Source organism: Schaalia sp. HMT-172, assembly GCF_030644365.1.
GTDB lineage: Bacteria > Actinomycetota > Actinomycetes > Actinomycetales > Actinomycetaceae > Pauljensenia.
On the sequence record NZ_CP130058.1, the window covers coordinates 1,160,648 to 1,178,234 of the forward strand.

Genomic DNA, 17,587 nt, shown 5'->3' on the forward strand with positions numbered 1-17,587 from the left:
GCATGCTCGCCGACGCGTTGGAGCACCTGGTCAGCGGCATCGTTGACCACCCCGAAGATGTCGAGGTGACCCCCCGTTCGATGCGACGCGGTCAGCTCCTGGAGGTTCGCGTGAACCCCGAGGATCTGGGTCGAGTCATCGGGCGCGGCGGTCGGACGGCTCGCGCGCTGCGCACCGTCATGGGTGCGCTGTCGACGCGTGGCACCGTCCGAGTCGACGTCGTCGACACGGATCGCGAGTAAGACTCGCACATGTCTCGAAGGGGTCCGGCAATGCCGGGCCCCTTCGTTGTATCCTTCGGACAGATCCCCGTTCATGATGAGGAGAACTCATGCAGCTCACAGCCGCTATCGTCGGCCCGGCCCACGGCCTGCGCGGCGAGGTCATTCTCGACGTGCGCAGCGACGACCCTGATGTTCTCGCCCCCGGGGCGTGCCTGGAGGTCGCGGGGCGTGACCTGGCGCTGACCGTTCGTGCCGTGCGCACGCATAAGGACCGCGTGCTCGCATCCTTCGAGGAATGCACCTCGCGTGAGGATGCCGAGGCGCTGCGTGGCGCCCGCTTGCTCGTCGAGGAGCACGAGGAGGAGGATGCCTGGTACCCCCACCAGCTGACAGGGCTTGAGGCCCGCACGCCCGCGGGCGAGGTTCTCGGCACCGTGAGTGGCCTGACCCCCGGCACCGCCCAGGACCTCCTGCTCGTGGCGACCCCGAACGGGCGCGTCATGGTGCCCTTCGTGAGCGCCCTTGTGCCCACGGTCGACGTCGAAGGCGGCCTCGTCGTCATCGACGCGCCCCCGGGTCTCTTCGACGACCAGGCCGTCTCCGAGCGGGACGGGAAGTAGCGTGCGCTTCGACCTCATCTCCATTTTCCCGGACTATTTCACGCCCCTGACCCTCTCCCTCATGGGTAAGGCCGAGGACGCTGGCCTCGTCACCCTCGCCGCCCACGACCTGCGTCAGTGGGCCACCGGCAAGCACCGCAGCGTCGACGACACCCCCTATGGCGGTGGCGCCGGCATGGTCATGCGCGCGGACGTGTGGGCGCGCGCCCTCGACGACGCGCTGGCCACCCCGCTCGCGTGCGAGAACGCAGAGGCTGCCACGGCCTCGTGCCGCAGGGTCCTGGCCATCCCCACCCCCTCAGGGACGCCGCTCACGCAGCCTGTCGTGGAAGATTTGGCGCGAGCCGACCAGATCATCGTCGCCTGCGGTCGCTACGAAGGCATCGACGCGCGGGTCGCGCAGCACTACCGCGCAGCAGGCGTCGAGGTCCTTGAGTTTTCCATCGGCGACTACGTGCTCAACGGCGGCGAGGTCGCGGCGATGGTGCTCACCGAGGCGGTCGCGCGTCTCCTCGACGGATTCATGGGCAACCCGGACTCGCTGGTCGAAGAGTCCCATTCGGGAGCCGGCCTCCTCGAGTACCCCGTCTTTACCAAGCCAAGGGAGTTCCGCTCGCTCGAGATTCCCGAGGTTCTCCTCGGCGGTAACCACGCGGCGATTGAACGCTGGCGCCGCGACCGCGCGATCGAGAAGACCGTGGCGGTGCGCCCCGACCTCGCGCTCTCGCTCGACGCCGCTGCCCTCAGCGGAGACGATCGCGCGACGCTCGCGGCCTGCGGCGTCGCCTACCCGCGAGCTGGTGCTGCGGAACGGCTCACAGTGCGACAGGCTGAGCTTGAGGATGTCGTCGCAGTCAGCGAGCTTGCCGCGCGCACGTTCCCGGATGCCTGCCCGCAGGACCTGCCCCAGGAGGCGATCGACGAGCACATCGCCACGCAGCTGAGCGCGGACGTGTTTGACGCTCTTATTTCCGATCCCGAGCGTCACCGCCTGTTCGTCGCCGAGGTCTGGGGTGGCCTCGTCGGTTACGTGCTGACCCATGTCGGCCCGGATGCGTTGCCGAGCGACCTGGTGCGTCCCGGACGCGTCGAGGTGGGAAGCGCTTACCTGTCCAAGTGCTACGTGGACGCGGCCTGGCGGGGCAGCGGCATCGCCGACGTCCTGCTCGAGCGCGCTGTTGCGGACGCCGCCAAGGCAGGACATCGAGCGATCGTGCTGGGAACCAACCGAGGTAACAAAGCGGCGCAGGCCTTCTATAAGAAGCACGGCTTCCGCAAGCGCTCGACGCGAACCTTCGATGTCGGTGGAGTGACCAACTACGACGTCGTCATGGTGCGTGATCTCACGCGGACGGGCAACCCAACGCTGGCCTGACCAGGAGTCTGTGTGCGACAATAGCCAGGATTGTGCGCGGTTCATCCTGCCGCAGGGGGACACCGTGGCGCACGATCGGACGAAGGAATGAGCGGGCACCGGCCCGCCCAACCAGGCGCCCTTGACCTGCGGCAGAGGCGTCAAGGAGAAAAAATGCAGAAGCTGGACGCCGTTGATGCGGCTTCCCTGCGCGATGACATCCCGCCGTTCCGCGCGGGCGACACCCTCAAGGTGCACGTCAAGGTTATCGAAGGCAACCGCTCCCGTATCCAGGTCTTCCAGGGTGTCGTGATCGCTCGTCGCGGCCACGGCGTGTCCTCCACGTTCACCATCCGCAAGGTTTCCTTCGGTGTGGGCGTCGAGCGTACCTTCCCGGTTCACGCCCCCACGATCGACCACATCGAGGTCGTCACCAAGGGCGACGTGCGCCGCGCCAAGCTCTACTACCTGCGTGAGCGTCACGGCAAGGCCGCGAAGATCAAGGAGCACCGCTCCGGCAAGGCCGAGTGAGGCCAGCGGCCACGTGCCTTGGCATTTTTCACGGAAAGGCCCGACACCGCGCGCCGGTGTCGGGCCTCGCCGTATCCTTGGATGGTTCACGACGTAAGGAGATCGGATGAGCTCGACTGCAGGCCCGGTGCTTGGACCGGTGCACGCGCCGTCGCTGCGGGATCGCGAGCGCGCCGAGGCGCGTGCTCGCCGTAACCCCTGGGTGTGGCTACGCGAGATCCTCGTCATCATCGTCGTCGCGCTGGTGATCTCCTCACTCCTTCGCGCCTTCATCGTGCAGGTCTTTTGGATCCCCTCGCCCTCGATGCGTAACACACTGGTCGAGGACGACCGCATCGCCGTGTCCCGCGTGGACGCGCTGCGCTCGAATATTCACCGCGGAGACGTCGTCGTCTTTGACGACACGCTCGGCTGGCTCGGCACCACCGAGGTGTCTTCCCCGTCCGTCGTGCGCCGACTCGGAGAGTTCACGGGCTTCGTGCCCGCGGGCGGGGAGCAGACCCTCGTCAAGCGGGTGATCGGTGTGGGCGGTGACCGCGTCACCTGCGTGAGCGCCACCGGCAAGGTCAGCGTCAACGGGGTCGAGATCGACGAACCATACGTCGCCAACGGCCAGGTGCCCTGCGGCGAGCGTACCTTCGACGTGACCGTGCCCGAGGGTTACCTGTGGGTGATGGGCGACAATCGTTCGAATTCCGCCGATTCTCGGTATCACATGGGTTCCGGTCAGTCGCCCTACGTGCCCGTCTCCTCCGTCGTGGGGACGGTGCAGGCCGTGATCTGGCCGGTCTCTCGTTGGTCTACTGACATCGGCCACCAGGAAGTCTTCGCCTCCGTTCCCGACCCCTCATGAGCACTGCGGCGCGCGACCTGGAGCTCGCCCTGGCGAAGCGGTGGGGCCTCGTGGCGGGCATGGACGAGGTCGGTCGCGGGGCCCTCGCCGGCCCCGTTGCGGTCGGCGTCGCCGTGATCGGCCAGGACGCGCCTCCCGTTCCCGAGGGACTGACCGACTCCAAGGCGCTTTCCGCTCGTCGGCGCGAGGCTCTCGTCGCCCCCATTCACTCCTGGGTCCGCGACTGCGCCGTCGGCTACGCGTCCCCGCAGGAAATCGACCGATGGGGGATCGTCGCGGCTTTACGCCTGGCGGGGCGCCGCGCCCTCGCCGAGGTGGCGAGCCGCGCAGTCATGCCGGGCGGCGTCTTGCTGGACGGTTGCCACGATTGGCTTTCCGCACCCGAGGACCTGTTCGGAGACGAAGGCGGTCCCGAGGATCCTTTCGGTATCGCCCTGCCCGTCCACATGCAGGTCAAGGCCGACCTGTCCTGCGCCGTCGTGGCCGCGGCCTCCGTCATCGCCAAGGTGGCCCGCGATCGCCTCATGAGCGATGCCGACGACCCCGGATACGGGTGGGCCTCCAACAAAGGCTACGGGTCAGCTGCGCACGCCCGCGCGATCGGCCGCCTCGGCGTCAGCGACTTTCATCGTCGCTCGTGGAAGATGCCGACGAGCGCCACAAAGTAGGGCACGCCGGGGTGGCAGGGTGGCAAGCACGCCCAGGCCCGGCATGATGGGTTCGTGAGCGAAGAAATCGAAGGTTACGAGAACAACCTGGAGCTGGAGCTTTTCAAGGAGTACCGCGACGTCATCGGCTTGTTTAAGTTCGTCGTGGAGACCGAGAGGCGTTTCTATCTGTGCAACCACGTCGACGTGCAGGCGCGCCCGGTGGGCGGTGACGTCTTTTTCGAGCTGACGCTCACCGACGCCTGGGTGTGGGACATCTACCGATCCTCCCGTTTTGTTCGCTCGGTGCGAGTCATCACCTACAAGGACGTGAATGTCGAGGAGCTCTCCAAGCCGGAGCTCGACATTCCCTAGCCTCGCGCCGTCCACAGGACAAGCAGCGCGAGCCGTTTATCCACAGGCCTTTGCGTTAACCGCTCCCTGTCCACAGGGGGCGGTTTTCGTGTTGTGTGGCCCGGTGGCCGGGGCGCACTGTGGTCGTGGAGGTGAGCTCTCATGGAATGCTCAACACGACCCGATCGTCGGACTCTCGGTGCAGCCGGGGAACACACGGCCCGCCTGATGATTGAGGAAGCGGGCCTGCGCGTCCTGGAATGCAACTGGCGCGATGGCCGACGCGGCGAGCTTGACATCATCGCCCGAGACGAGACGGACCCCGCGTGCTCGTGGACCGTCATCGTCGAGGTACGCACCCGGGTTGGTCGGGGAAAAGGCAGTGCTCTCGCATCGGTGGATGCACGTAAGGTCGCTCAGTTGAGGGCGCTCACGGGCGCCTGGTGCAGGCAGCGAGGCCGACTGGACTCGCGGGTCCGCATTGACGTCGTCGCGATCACGCTGTCGGCGCAGTCACTTCGGCAATGGCCGGACGTGGATCGGGCGGACGTCGACGTGCGCGCGCTCGGTGCGCACGCGGTGTGGCTGCGGGGCGTGCAATGACCGGGCCAGGGCTTGCTCGCACCTATTCGATCAGCGTGGTTGGCATTGAGGGACACCTCGTCGATGTCGAGACGTATGCCGGTGCCGGGCTCGTGGCCTTCACACTCGTCGGCCTGTTGGACACGTCGGTGCGCGAGGCCCGTGACCGGGTGCGCGCGGCCTTCGAGTCCTGCGGCCTTGACGTGCTGGATCAACGCATCACGGTGAACCTCTCGCCGGCGGGCATCCCGAAGTCGGGTTCTGGCTTCGACCTGGCCATCGCCTCGTCTATCGCGTTGGCGACGGGTCTCGTGTACCCGCGCGCTTTTCAGGACGCTGTCATCGTCGGGGAACTCGCCCTGGACGGCAGCATTCAGCCGGTGCGCGGAGTGTTGCCGGCCGTGCTCGCCGCCCGCTCACGGGGAGTGCGTCGGGTTATCGTCCCGGAGGCGTGCGCCCGGGAGGCGCGGCTCGTGGACGGCATCGAGGTGATCGCCTTTGCACACCTGGCCGACCTCATCGCCTGGGGCGGGGGAGAGGCCATCAAGGCTCCTTTCCAGGGCCACCTGGGAATGCGCGCCGTGGAACCAGGCCGTCAATCGCCCGCCGTCCTCGATATGGCTGACGTGCGAGGCCAGGGCGACGCGGTGGGTGCGATGGAGGTCGCAGCGGCCGGAGGGCACCACGTCTTCCTCATCGGCGAGCCCGGCTCGGGCAAGACCATGTTGGCCTCGCGGCTGCCGACGATTCTTCCCGACCTGGATGCCGACACCGCGCTTGTGACGACCTCCTTGCATTCCGTGGCAGGGCTCGTACCCGCGGGCACTGCCCTTGTCACGCGCCCTCCCTTCCAGGCGCCCCACCATTCGGTGACGATGGCCGCCCTGATCGGGGGTGGATCACGCACCCTGACGCCGGGCGCGGCGTCGCTCGCACACGGCGGCATTCTGTTCCTCGACGAGGCCGCCGAGTTCGCGCCCTCCGTGCTCGACTCCCTGCGTGAACCCTTGGAGTCGGGGGTCGTCAACCTGCACCGGTCGGGGATCCACGCGCGCTACCCGGCCTCGTTTCAGCTGGTCATGGCCTCCAACCCATGCCCCTGCGGCGGGGGACGGGCAGGGCGTCACTGCACTTGTTCCTCGGTCGCTCGGAGGCGCTACCTGGCGCGCTTGTCGGGCCCTCTCCTGGACCGGATGGACATTCGCATCGACGTGCACACGCCGACACGGGCAGACATGGCCTCGTGTACGACGCGCGACTCGGAGACGATCAGGCAGCGAGTGAGTGCCGCCCGCGACCGGGCCCGCCACCGCCTCGCGGACACACCCTGGGTGTGCAACGCCCAGCTTCCGGGAGCGTGGATCAGGCGCCACTCGGGCATCGACGCCGAGCTGGTCGCCCAGCTGGACCGGCTCGTCGACGTCGGCGCCTCCTCGATGAGGGGAGTGGACCGCATGCTGCGCCTGGCGTGGACGCTGGCGGACTTGGCGGGGGCACCTCGACCGACAATTGACCACATCGTTGCAGCGCAGCAGCTGCGGAATGGACACGATCATGACACCAGATGAGACGATGCAAGAGGCGGCCTGGTGGTCGGCGGTGGCAGAACCCGCCGATCCCGCGGCGCGCGTAGTGCGTGCGACGCTTGGGGACCGTCGGGGGCGCGAATGGCTCCAAGGGGAGTGGAGGGGCGTGCCGAGGGAACTGCGGTGTGCGGGCGAGGCCCGTTGGGACCAGCAGTGGAATCGCTGGCGTGAACGCGCGCTGGCGGTCGATGTCGAGCGCGAACTGGCGCGGGTCGAGCGCGCCGGAGGCGGATTCATAACGCCCGCGGATCCGCGCTGGCCGGTCCAGCTTTCCTGCCTGGGAGAGGAGGAACCGCTTGGCCTGTGGTTCCTGGGTCGCCTGAGCGATTCGTCGCAGTCCGAGGGGCACGTCTCGATCGTTGGGGCGCGCGCCTCCACGTCGGCCGGGGGCAGGTGCGCGCGAAACATGGCCTACCACCTCGCGCGCTCGGGGTACGCGATCGTCTCTGGCGGGGCCATCGGCATTGACATTGAGGCGCACCGGGGGGCGCTGGCTGGCGGCGGGCGGACGATCTGTGTCCTGGCCGGTGGGGTACTCAATCCTTATCCTGCGTGCCACGCCGAGGATTTCCGCGCGATCATCGACAGGGGCGGGCTGATCGTCTCGGAGGTTGCTCCCACTGCCCGTCCCGCGAAGTGGCGTTTTCTGACTCGCAACAGGCTGATCGCCGGGTGGAGCGCGGCCACCATCGTCGTCGAGGCCGGGGCTCGTTCGGGCGCTCTGGCCACGGCCAGGTGGGCGATGGGGTGCGGACGCGAGCTCGGCGCCGTGCCCGGGGCGGTGGATGCGCCCATGTCGGTGGGCTGCCTCGAACTGGCCAGGAACGGCGCGACGATCATTCGCGATGGCCGCGACGCCGCGGAACTGGCGGGCCCCATCGGGGCGGAGGATGTGGCCCCGCTCTTCGGGATGCCGGTCGAGCGAGATCACGGAATCGCTGCTCTGCCCCCGGTGGCGCGTCGCGTGTGGGAAGCGCTTCCGGCACGCGCGTGTGCGGATGTGTCCGCGATCTGCGTCAGCGCCGGGCTCGGCCGCGAGGAGGTGAGCCGTGCCCTGATGGACTTGGCCGTGGCTGGATTGGTCACCAGTTCCACCCGCGGGTGGGCACGCAGGGAGGGCGGGGACGCCGTAGGATGAGCGCATGATCGAGAGCGTGGGGGACCAGTGGGGTGAGTATCTGCGGCTGAGCCGCCGCATGAGCGAGCACACCATCGACGCCTACCTGGGGGACCTGCGCGCGCTCCTGGACTACGTGGGGCTCCGATGGGACGCGCCCGCCGGCGAGTTTGGCCAGGCGCTCACGCAGCGCTCCATCCGCTCGTGGCTGGCCCACACGCTGGCCAGCGGGGGAGCACGCTCGACCATCGCGCGCCACACGGCGGCCATCCGCAATTTCACGGCGTGGGCCGTGCGCGAGGAGATCCTGGCGAACGACCCGGCCGCGGCGCTGACGAGCCCACGCGCGGATCAACGTCTTCCCACTCCCCTGGATGAGTCCGAGGCCCGCACCCTCATTAACCTGGCCCGCGCTGAGGCGGTGGACGGGAGCGCCGCGCAGATGCGCGCTTGGGCGATTCTCGAGCTCACCTACGCGTGCGGCCTGCGAGTGTCCGAAGTGTGTGCCCTCGACGTGTCCTCACTCAACCGTGAGGCTCTGACCGTGCGCGTGCTCGGCAAGGGAAAAAAGGAGCGCGTCGTGCCCTACGGCCCGCCCGCGCGCGAGGCGCTGGACCACTGGCTGGTCCGAGGCCGCCCGCAGTTGGTCGCCCAATCCAGTGGCGAGGCCCTGTTTCTCGGCGACCGCGGGGGGCGCATTGATCCTCGTGTTGTGCGCTCGATGGTCCATCGGATGGCCGCCAAGGCGGGGGTGCACGACGTCGCCCCCCACGGGCTGCGCCACTCGACGGCGACCCATCTCCTGCAAGGCGGCGCGGATCTGCGCGCCGTTCAGGAAATGCTCGGCCACGCCTCCTTGTCCACGACGCAGCGCTACACGCACGTAGACACCGCTCGCCTGAGCGCCATCTATCAACGTGCTCACCCTCGCGCCTGAGGCCTCCTCTGGCGCTAGCCGTCCCAGGGGAGGAGACGAGGCCGTCCCACCGTCAGGCGGATCGGGTCCATATATGTGGTCGGACCCGTCTTCGCTCCCCAGTGCAGGGTGTCCGATCCCTCCTCGACGACCCCGATGACCTGCCCCGCGGTCACTGCCTGACCAGCGGATACGCTCGGCGTGACTGGCAGATAGGTGGACCAGACCGCGCGGCCGCGCACGTCGTGCCGAATGGAGACGGCCCCTCGGCCGCCAACCTGGCCCGCGAAGGTCACCGTCCCGTTGGCGCACGCGTAGACCGGCGAGCCGGACGGATAGGAGAGGGTGACGCCCCGTCTGCCGGGCAGCCAGTCGTGGGCGGGGGGAGCGAAGGAGGAGACGACGGGCACGGGGGAGCCGCTGGGCCACTGCCAGAGTTTGCTGTTCTCCGTGCCGCCTGCTGGCGGAGCCAGGAGGGCGAGCACTATGGCGCCGAGGAGCAGCGCGAGAGCGGCGAGAGAACGCTCGGCGTGAAGCGGACGGTTATTCATACGTCCACGATGTGCCCGGGACCCCTGTGCGATCCAGTCGACGTCGTTGCCTTGTGCATGGCGCCCCGAACGCGCAGACCCCTGTGGATAACGCGGCGTCGGAGCGAGAGCGGCTCGTCCCCCTGTGGATGGCCACCCAGGCCTCGTCGATGAGCGTGAAAGTCGGCACACTCACACCCTCCACGTCCCTGAGGGTAATGGGTCCATGAGGTAAGATAGCCGGGCACTTGCCTTGTGCAGGTGACTTCGCGTGCCATTTATCGCGACCCACGGGAAACCGCCAGGGGAGTGAGGCGCGGCGGCTTCGGTCCCTTCGGGGATGGTCGCCGGTCATGGCACCAGGGTACGCACCGCGTACAGCAAACCGATAACCCGGGGGAGACCCCACTGATCACTCGCGACTTGCGGGGAAAGGACGAACCATGGCAATCGTTACCATGCGTCAGCTCCTCGAGTCCGGTGTCCACTTCGGTCACCAGACTCGCCGTTGGAACCCGAAGATGAAGCGCTTCATCCTCACCGAGCGCAACGGCATCTACATCATCGACCTGCAGCAGACCATTGCTGACATCGACATCGCCTTCGACTTCGTGAAGCAGACCGTCGCCCACGGCGGCACCCTCCTCTTCGTCGGCACCAAGAAGCAGGCCCAGGAAGCCGTGGCCGAGCAGGCCCAGCGCGTCGGCATGCCCTACGTGAACCACCGTTGGCTCGGCGGCATGCTCACCAACTTCTCGACCGTTGCTACCCGTCTGCAGCGCCTGAAGGAGCTCGAGCAGATCGACTTCGACGACGTGGCCTCCTCCGGTCACACCAAGAAGGAACTGCTCATGATGCGCCGCGAGAAGGACAAGCTGTCCCGCACGCTCGGCGGCATCCGCGACATGGCCAAGGTTCCCTCGGCCGTGTGGATCGTCGACCCCAAGAAGGAGCACCTCGCGGTCTCCGAGGCTCGCAAGCTGCACATCCCGATCGTCGCCATCCTCGACACCAACGCCGATCCGGACGAGGTCGACTACCGCATCCCCGGCAACGATGACGCCATCCGCGCCGTCGCGCTGCTCACCCGCGTGATCGCCGACGCCGTCGCCGAGGGCCTCATCGCCCGCTCCGACGTGCGCAAGGGCAAGGGCGAGGAGACCGCCGCTGAACCTCTGGCCGAGTGGGAGCGCGAGCTCCTCGAGGGCGAGATTCAGGCTGACGAGGCTGTCGCCGCAGAGGTCGCCGAAGAGTCGGCCACCAAGCAGGACTGAACTTTTTACTGAGAGGAATCATCCGATGGCGAATTTCACCGCTGCAGATGTGAAGGCGCTGCGTGAGCAGACCGGCGCCGGCATGATGGATGTCAAGAAGGCTCTGACCGAGGCCGACGGCGACGCCGAGAAGGCTCTCGAGATCATCCGCCTGAAGGGCCTGAAGTCCCTGTCCAAGCGCGAGGGCCGCCAGGCCTCCGCCGGCCTGCTGGCCGCGCAGACCGACGGCACCGTCGGCGTGCTGGTCGAGGTCAACTCCGAGACGGACTTCGTCGCGAAGAACCAGAAGTTCATCGACTTCTCCAACGAGGTCCTGGCCGCCGCCGTCGCGTCCGGCGCCGCCGACCTGGACGCGCTGCTCGCCGCCCCCATGGGCGAGGGCACCGTCAAGGATCGCCTGGACGCCTTCGCCGCCATCATCGGCGAGAAGCTGCAGGTTGGCCGCATCGTGCGCGTTGAGGGCGAGAACGTCGACCTCTACCTGCACCAGACCAGCCCGGACCTGCCCCCGCAGGTCGGCGTCTTCGTCGTGACCGACGCCGCCGGCAAGGCCGTTGCCCACGACATCGCGATGCACGTTGCCGCCTACATGCCCGCCTACCTCGACCGCGACTCGGTTCCCGCCGACGTGCTCGACAAGGAGCGCGCCACCCTCGAGAAGATCACTCTCGAGGAGGGCAAGCCCGCCAACATCGTTCCCAAGATCGTTGAGGGCCGCCTGAACGCGTTCTTCAAGGACAACTGCCTCGTTGACCAGGCCTATGCCCGTGACCCCTCGAAGTCCGTTGGTCAGGTCCTCAAGGAGGCCGGCGCCACGGTCACCAACTTCGTGCGCGTGCACGTGGGTGCCTGATTCGGCCTGTGCGTCAGCTTGCTGACAGTTGGGAGCGGCTCCGCCTAACGGCGGGGCCGCTTCCCTTTTACCAGGTAGTATGGTTCCTAACCGTTCCGCCCATCCCGGGCCGTCATAAAGGAGAAGCGTCATGTCGACGAAGCGCCGCGTTTTGCTCAAGCTTTCCGGAGAGGCATTTGGAGGTGGGTCTATCGGCTTGGACCCCAAGGTCGTCCGCAATATCGCTGAGCAGGTGGCGAGCGCCGTGCGCGAGGGCGTGCAGGTCGCGATTGTCGTCGGTGGTGGCAATTTCTTCCGCGGCGCCCAGCTGGCTCGTGAGGGCCTGGAGCGTTCCCGCGCCGACTACATGGGTATGCTCGGAACCGTCATGAACGCTCTGGCCCTCCAGGACTTCATCGACCAGTCGGGCATTCCCGCACGCGTTCAGACGGCCATCACGATGGCCCAGGTCGCTGAACCCTATCTGCCGCTGCGGGCGATCCGTCACCTGGAGAAGGGGCGCGTCGTCGTGTTCGGCGCCGGCGCAGGCCTGCCCTACTTCTCGACCGACACCGTCTCGGCGCAGCGCGCGCTCGAGATCCACTGTGACGAGCTCCTGGTGGCGAAGAACGGCGTGGACGGCGTCTACGACGACGATCCGAACAAGAACCCCAACGCGCATCGTTTCGACTCGCTGACCTATTCGGAGGCGCTGCGCCGCGACCTGAAGGTGATCGACGGCTCGGCGCTGGCGCTGTGCCGCGAGAATGGCCTGACCACTCGTATCTTCGGCATGGGTGGGGAAGGCGCGGTCACCCGCGCGCTCATGGGCGATGAAATCGGTACCCTAGTGACGGCGTGATATAACCTTCACAGACCACTGACGTTAAGGAGCACATAGTGATCGACGATATTCTCCTCGAAGCCGAGGACAAGATGGACAAGGCCGTCGAGGCCGCCCGCCACGAGTTCACGAACATCCGCACGGGGCGCGCGACGTCTTCGATGTTCGAGCAGCTGCTGGTGGACTACTACGGCGCGCCCACCCCGATGCAGCAGCTTGCGAGCTTCCAGATTCCCGAGGCCCGCACGGTGCTGATCTCTCCCTTCGACCGCACGGCGACGCAGGAGATTATCCGCACGCTGCGCGAGTCTGACCTGGGCGTCAATCCCACGGACGACGGCAACGTTGTTCGCGTCGTGCTGCCTGCGCTGACCGAGGATCGCCGCAAGGAGTACGTCAAGCAGGCCAAGAGCAAGGCTGAGGATGGCCGCGTCTCCGTGCGCGGCGTGCGCCGCAAGGCTAAGGATCAGCTGGATCGCCTGAAGAAGGATGGCGAGGCGTCCGAGGACGACGTCGATCGCGCAGAGAAGAACCTCGATTCGATGACGAAGGCCCACACGGAGCAGATTGACAAGATGCTCGCGACGAAGGAAAGCGAACTGCTGACGATCTGATGGCGTCAACGGATCCTTCACTGCTGGCTCGCATCTTTTCCCCGGGCCCCACGCGCGACAATCATCCCGCGGGTGGGGCGACGGGGAAGGCGGGTCGTAACCTCCCGCAGGCGATCACGACGGCGGTTGTCCTCATCGTTGCCGTCGCGGTCCCCCTGTTTACCTCGCTTCCGGCGTTTGTCGGTGTCATTGGCTTCGTGTGCCTCGTCGGTATCTGGGAGCTGGCGGGTGCTTTCGCGCGCATGGGCATCACGCTCACCGTGACACCGCTGTACGTGGGCGCGATCGGCATGATCACGTGTGCGTGGTGGCTGGGTAGCGAGGGCACGCTCTTCGCGCTGTATATCACGGTCTTCGTGTGCGCTGCGTGGAGGCTGCTCGACCGGCGGCAGGAGTCGCGGATGAGCGACGTCGTCTCCTCGACGTTCACGGCCGTCTACGTGCCCTTCTTGGCCTCTTTCGTCGTACTAATGCTCGCGGCGTGGCGCGATCCGTGGGTGTTTGTCGTCTTTGAACTGATGGTCATCGCGAACGACACGGGCGGGTGGGCTGCCGGTGTCTTGTTCGGCAAGCATCCCATGGCGCCGGCCCTGTCTCCGAAGAAGTCGTGGGAGGGCTTCGCTGGTTCCGCGCTGACGGCGGTCGGTGTCGGTTGCGTGGGGCTGTGGCTGCTGGGTGCCGCCTGGTGGTGGGGCATCGTCGCCGGTGTCTCGATCGCGTTCGTGGGCACGATGGGTGACCTGACCGAGTCGCTGATTAAGCGCGAGTCGGGCCTCAAAGACATGTCCCAGATCCTGCCCGGGCACGGTGGCGTTCTGGATCGGGTGGACGCGCTGCTGATGAGCGCGCCGGTCGCCTACTTCATCTTCGCGTGGGCGCTGCCCGGTATTTCTTGGGAGTCGAGCCATTGACCCACACGACTAGGACAGGACGCGGGGCGCAGGGCCGCTCCCGCGAGGAGGCCACGGCCTCGGCGCAGCGTCGCCTGGGCGCGCGCCGAGAGGTGCGCCCGAGCGATCAGCCGCCGGAGGGGGCGACGCATAAGGACGCGAAGCCCGTCCTGTCCTTCACCGCTCAGCGCCGGGGCAAGGCGCCCTCGCACCTGGCTGATCTCGACGCGGCCGGGCGCAAGCAGGTGCTCAAGGACTTGGGGCTGCCCGCGTTCCGTGCGGATCAGCTCTCGCGCCACTACTTCACGCACTTCGAGGCCGACCCGGAGCGCATGAGTGACATTCCGGCTGGCATGCGTGCCCAGGTGAGCGAGGCTCTCCTGCCGACGCTCGTGTCGAAGGTCGTCTCGTTGGAGGCGGACGGCGGCCGCACGATCAAGGATCTGTGGCGGCTGTACGACGGGGCCCAGGTGGAGTCGGTGCTCATGCGCTACCCGCAGCGCACCACCCTGTGCGTGTCCTCGCAGGCCGGTTGCGGCATGGCGTGTCCGTTCTGTGCGACGGGGCAGATGGGCCTGACTCGTAACCTGTCGACGGCGGAGATCGTCGATCAGGTTCGCTACGCGCAGGCGGCATGCCGAGATGGAGCGCTCGCCGGTGGACCCACGACGCTGTCGAACGTCGTGTTCATGGGAATGGGTGAGCCGCTGGCCAATTACAAGACGGTGATCGGCGCCCTGCATCGCCTCATCGATCCTGCGCCCGAAGGTTTCGGTATGAGCGCGCGCAACATTACCGTCTCGACGGTCGGGCTGGTTCCCGCGATTAAGAAGCTCGCGGGGGAGGGGATGCCGGTGACGCTCGCGGTGTCGCTGCATGCCCCCGACGATGATCTGCGTGACGAGCTCATTCCGATCAACTCGCGCTGGAAGGTCGGGGAGCTCCTGGATGCTGCCCGCGCCTACTTCCTGGCAACGGGACGGCGCGTGTCGATCGAGTACGCGCTCATCAAGGACATGAACGATCAGGAGTGGCGCGCCCAGCTTCTGGCCGACGAGCTCAACAATCGAGGCCATGGCTGGGTTCACGTGAACCCGATCCCCCTGAACCCGACGCCGGGATCGATTTGGACGGCGTCCACGAAGCATGTCCAGGATGCGTTCGTCAAGCGTCTGCGCGACAACGGAATTGCGACGTCGATTCGCGATACCCGGGGTTCCGACATCGACGGCGCGTGCGGTCAGCTGGCCACGGCGGTTTCCGAGGGGCGCAGGTCCGCCGGTGAGGAGCACGCGTGAGGACGAACGATTTTTCGCGCACGTTCTTGCGCGAGGGCTACGACATGAGCGAGGTGCGCGCATTCCTCGCCGATGTGGAGCGCACAATCAGGGGGCAGGCGAGCGAGCCGGATCAGATCGTGACCGCCCGCAAGGCTGAGGAGATAGAGTTTTCCGTCAAGTTCCGTGGCTTCGACATGGACCAGGTGGACGCTGAGATCGATCGCTTGATCGGCGTGTTGAGGGGGCTTGATCGCGACCGCGAGTGGGCGGCCCAGCATGAGGGCGAGGCCGGCGAGGAAGTGTCGGCTGCGCACGCGGACGATCCCGCCCCGGCCTCGTTGACCGACTCGCGCAGCGGCCCCGAAGGGCCCGCAATTCCTCCCGCGGCCTCTCAGGTGCCCGCAATTCCTTCCGCAGGCTCTCAGGCGCCCGCAGCCTCCGACATCTGGCCAATCGCCCCTGAGACGCGTATACCCCGGGCGGATTCTGGTGACGTGCCGGTGTCCCCGGAGCCGCCAGAAGCACTCGTTGTCCCCGCGCCGACCGTAGACGCGAGCGCGCCGGTGGCCATCGATAGCCTCGACGTCGATCGCGTGCTCGATCGCCTCGCGGCCGATCCGCCCATCCAGACGGTCGTGGACCAGGTGGCCGCCGAGTTCGGCACCCAGGAGGCCGTCGATGAGATTCTTCGTTCCATGACTCAGAGTAAGGAGCAATGATGACTGAGTTCCCTAAGGTTGGTTTCTTCTCCAAGGGCTACCACTGCGGACAGGTCGATGCGTTCTTTGAGGATGCGCGTCGCGCGTACGAGGGGGGTCTCCCTCCCGAGCAGTTCAGCGCGGAGCAGGTGCGCCTGGCGACCTTTGAGCTGAAGAACCGGGGCTACAACATCGAGGCCGTCGACGCCGCTATGAACCGCCTGGAGGCTGCGTTCGTTAAGCGCGACCGCGCCGATTCCGTAGCCGCCGAGGGCGAGGCCGCGTGGTACGACCGCGTCGCGGACCGCGCGACGACCCTGTATCCGCGCCTCCAGCGCCCCCGCGGTGAGCGTTTCGCCCACCCGAGCCGCGGGCGGGGCTACGACTGCGAGGCCGTGGATGATCTGCTTGATCGCATCGCCGCCTACTTCGACGAGGCCGGGGAGTTGACCGCGGACGAGATTCGCACCGCGACCTTCCGTGCTAAGCGTGGCAAGAAGGCCTACGCCGAGGGGCCGGTGGACGCCTACCTGGGGCGCGCGATCGAGATCCTGCTCGCGGTCGACTGATGGCTGGCCATCACGTGTCCGGGCTGGGCACCATCCCCGTTGTTTTGCTCGGTTCGACCGGCTCGATTGGCACGCAGGCCCGCGAGGTCATCGAAGCGAACCGGGGCCGTTTCGACGTACTGGGCCTGAGCGCTGGTGGTTCGTCGGTTACCGAGCTCGCCGCGCAGGTCCTCGCTTTGAACCCCGCGTTCGTCGGCGTGGCCCGCGACGTGCGCGCGGAGCTGGCGGCTGCCGTGGAGTCGATGGGCGGCACGTGCCCGGAGGTGTTCGTCGGCGAGGACGCCTCGGTCGAGGTCGTGTGTGCTTCGGTTCAGCGTGCGCAGGAGCTGTATCCGAGCGTGACTCCCGTGGTTCTCAACGGTATTACGGGTGGCGTGGGGTTGTCGTCGACGCTCGCGTCCCTGCGCTGCGGCGCCCGCCTGGCGCTGGCGAACAAGGAGTCGCTGGTCGTGGGCGGCGCGCTGGTGAAGAACGCGATGCGTTTCCCCGGGCAGATCGTGCCGGTGGATTCGGAGCACTCGGCGATCGCGCAGGCCCTGGCTTCGGGCGTGCACGAGCGGGGGCTGACGTCGCCGGTCGTGTCGGGGCGCTCGGAGGTCGCTGACCTGGTGCTGACTGCTTCGGGCGGGCCTTTCCGTGGTCGGACGCGCGAGCAGCTGCGCGGGGTGCGCGCGGCGCAGGCGTTGGCGCACCCGACGTGGGATATGGGTCCGGTCGTGACGATCAATTCCTCCACGCTCATCAACAAGGGCCTGGAGCTGATCGAGGCCCACCTGCTCTTCGACGTGGAGCCAGAAAATATTGTGGCGACGGTTCACCCGCAGTCGATCGTGCACTCGATGGTGACGTGGCGCGACGGGGCGACGACGTTGCAGGCCTCCCCTCCGGATATGCGCTTGCCGATCGCGCTGGGACTGACGTGGCCGGAGCGCCTCGATGGCGTGGAGGAGCCCCTGTCGTGGGGCAATCCTTCGCAGTGGACGTTTGAGCCGGTGGACGACCAGACGTTCCCGGCGATTAATCTGGCGCGTTTCGCCGTCGGCGCTTCGGCCACGCACCCCGCGGTGCTCAACGCCGCGAATGAGGTGATGGTCGACGCCTTCATCGAGGGCGCCGTTCCGTGGCTCGCGATCGTCGACACTGTGTCGGCGATCGTTCATGAGCACGAGGGTGTCGCGGACCCCTCGCTGGAGGATATTGTGGCCGCGCAGCGCTGGGCCGACCGGCGCGCACGCGAGTGTGTCGCGGCTGGTCAATGGAAGGATATGTGAG

21 protein-coding genes are annotated in these 17,587 nt (G+C 67.3%); 20 read left to right on the forward strand and 1 reads right to left on the reverse strand.

Features of this window, described 5'->3' with window-relative positions; all coding sequences use genetic code 11:
- The first annotated feature begins 2 nt into the window (after positions 1–2).
- From QU663_RS04825 to QU663_RS04875, 11 genes are all read left to right on the forward strand, one after another.
- Positions 3–242, forward strand: coding sequence for an RNA-binding protein (locus tag QU663_RS04825; RefSeq protein WP_003792828.1), 240 nt, complete (start codon positions 3–5; stop codon positions 240–242).
- Positions 243–331: 89 nt separating this feature from the next.
- Complete coding sequence (rimM, locus tag QU663_RS04830) at positions 332–844, forward strand: ribosome maturation factor RimM (protein WP_021611792.1); 513 nt, start codon at positions 332–334, stop codon at positions 842–844.
- A gap of 1 nt (position 845) precedes the next feature.
- A complete protein-coding gene (gene trmD, locus QU663_RS04835) occupies positions 846–2,219 on the forward strand; it encodes a tRNA (guanosine(37)-N1)-methyltransferase TrmD (protein WP_021611791.1) in 1,374 nt (457 codons plus the stop codon).
- Between the two features lie 153 nt (positions 2,220–2,372).
- Positions 2,373–2,729: a 50S ribosomal protein L19 gene (gene rplS, locus QU663_RS04840; protein WP_009059185.1), complete on the forward strand. Its 357-nt coding sequence runs from the start codon at positions 2,373–2,375 to the stop codon at positions 2,727–2,729.
- A gap of 106 nt (positions 2,730–2,835) precedes the next feature.
- Complete coding sequence (lepB, locus tag QU663_RS04845; RefSeq protein ID WP_051267770.1) at positions 2,836–3,582, forward strand: signal peptidase I; 747 nt, start codon at positions 2,836–2,838, stop codon at positions 3,580–3,582.
- Positions 3,579–4,250 (forward strand): ribonuclease HII, encoded by a 672-nt coding sequence (locus tag QU663_RS04850; RefSeq protein ID WP_021611789.1) that lies wholly within the window; start codon positions 3,579–3,581, stop codon positions 4,248–4,250. The genes lepB and QU663_RS04850 overlap by 4 nt, the downstream gene beginning before the upstream one ends.
- 54 nt (positions 4,251–4,304) lie before the next feature.
- Positions 4,305–4,604 (forward strand): DUF2469 domain-containing protein, encoded by a 300-nt coding sequence (locus tag QU663_RS04855; RefSeq protein WP_021611788.1) that lies wholly within the window; start codon positions 4,305–4,307, stop codon positions 4,602–4,604.
- Positions 4,605–4,745: 141 nt separating this feature from the next.
- A complete protein-coding gene (locus tag QU663_RS04860) occupies positions 4,746–5,186 on the forward strand; it encodes a YraN family protein (RefSeq protein ID WP_034481178.1) in 441 nt (146 codons plus the stop codon).
- A complete protein-coding gene (locus QU663_RS04865) occupies positions 5,183–6,733 on the forward strand; it encodes a YifB family Mg chelatase-like AAA ATPase (RefSeq protein ID WP_021611786.1) in 1,551 nt (516 codons plus the stop codon). Before QU663_RS04860 ends, QU663_RS04865 begins: the two co-directional genes overlap by 4 nt.
- Positions 6,720–7,889 carry a DNA-processing protein DprA gene (gene dprA / locus QU663_RS04870; RefSeq protein WP_034481171.1) on the forward strand — a complete coding sequence of 390 codons (1,170 nt, stop codon included), beginning with the start codon at positions 6,720–6,722 and terminating at the stop codon, positions 7,887–7,889. Before QU663_RS04865 ends, dprA begins: the two co-directional genes overlap by 14 nt.
- A gap of 4 nt (positions 7,890–7,893) precedes the next feature.
- Positions 7,894–8,805 carry a tyrosine recombinase XerC gene (locus QU663_RS04875; protein ID WP_021611784.1) on the forward strand — a complete coding sequence of 304 codons (912 nt, stop codon included), beginning with the start codon at positions 7,894–7,896 and terminating at the stop codon, positions 8,803–8,805.
- 14 nt (positions 8,806–8,819) lie between these two features.
- Here QU663_RS04875 and QU663_RS04880 read toward each other — a convergent pair whose 3' ends face one another.
- Entirely contained in the window at positions 8,820–9,335 is a 516-nt protein-coding gene (locus QU663_RS04880; protein ID WP_021611783.1) for a M23 family metallopeptidase, read from the reverse strand.
- Between the two features lie 422 nt (positions 9,336–9,757).
- Here QU663_RS04880 and rpsB point away from each other — a divergent pair, with 422 nt between their 5' ends.
- The 9 genes from rpsB (at position 9,758) to dxr (ending at position 17,586) form a co-directional block, all read left to right on the forward strand.
- Entirely contained in the window at positions 9,758–10,588 is an 831-nt protein-coding gene (rpsB, locus tag QU663_RS04885; protein ID WP_021611782.1) for a 30S ribosomal protein S2, read from the forward strand.
- 25 nt (positions 10,589–10,613) lie between these two features.
- The gene (gene tsf / locus QU663_RS04890; RefSeq protein WP_021611781.1) at positions 10,614–11,441 is read left to right on the forward strand and encodes a translation elongation factor Ts; all 828 of its coding nucleotides are present in this window, start codon (positions 10,614–10,616) and stop codon (positions 11,439–11,441) included.
- Between the two features lie 130 nt (positions 11,442–11,571).
- On the forward strand, positions 11,572–12,282 hold the full coding sequence (gene pyrH, locus QU663_RS04895) for a UMP kinase (RefSeq protein ID WP_021611780.1): 711 nt from the start codon (positions 11,572–11,574) through the stop codon (positions 12,280–12,282).
- 38 nt (positions 12,283–12,320) lie between these two features.
- Positions 12,321–12,878 (forward strand): ribosome recycling factor, encoded by a 558-nt coding sequence (gene frr / locus QU663_RS04900; RefSeq protein ID WP_021611779.1) that lies wholly within the window; start codon positions 12,321–12,323, stop codon positions 12,876–12,878.
- On the forward strand, positions 12,878–13,789 hold the full coding sequence (locus tag QU663_RS04905) for a phosphatidate cytidylyltransferase (RefSeq protein WP_021611778.1): 912 nt from the start codon (positions 12,878–12,880) through the stop codon (positions 13,787–13,789). Before frr ends, QU663_RS04905 begins: the two co-directional genes overlap by 1 nt.
- A 74-nt stretch (positions 13,790–13,863) precedes the next feature.
- Positions 13,864–15,066 (forward strand): 23S rRNA (adenine(2503)-C(2))-methyltransferase RlmN, encoded by a 1,203-nt coding sequence (gene rlmN / locus QU663_RS04910; protein WP_034481201.1) that lies wholly within the window; start codon positions 13,864–13,866, stop codon positions 15,064–15,066.
- The gene (locus tag QU663_RS04915; RefSeq protein WP_021611776.1) at positions 15,063–15,767 is read left to right on the forward strand and encodes a DivIVA domain-containing protein; all 705 of its coding nucleotides are present in this window, start codon (positions 15,063–15,065) and stop codon (positions 15,765–15,767) included. The genes rlmN and QU663_RS04915 overlap by 4 nt, the downstream gene beginning before the upstream one ends.
- Positions 15,767–16,315: a DivIVA domain-containing protein gene (locus tag QU663_RS04920; protein WP_034481166.1), complete on the forward strand. Its 549-nt coding sequence runs from the start codon at positions 15,767–15,769 to the stop codon at positions 16,313–16,315. The genes QU663_RS04915 and QU663_RS04920 overlap by 1 nt, the downstream gene beginning before the upstream one ends.
- Positions 16,315–17,586 (forward strand): 1-deoxy-D-xylulose-5-phosphate reductoisomerase, encoded by a 1,272-nt coding sequence (dxr, locus tag QU663_RS04925; RefSeq protein ID WP_021611774.1) that lies wholly within the window; start codon positions 16,315–16,317, stop codon positions 17,584–17,586. The genes QU663_RS04920 and dxr overlap by 1 nt, the downstream gene beginning before the upstream one ends.
- The last annotated feature ends 1 nt before the right edge of the window (position 17,587 follow it).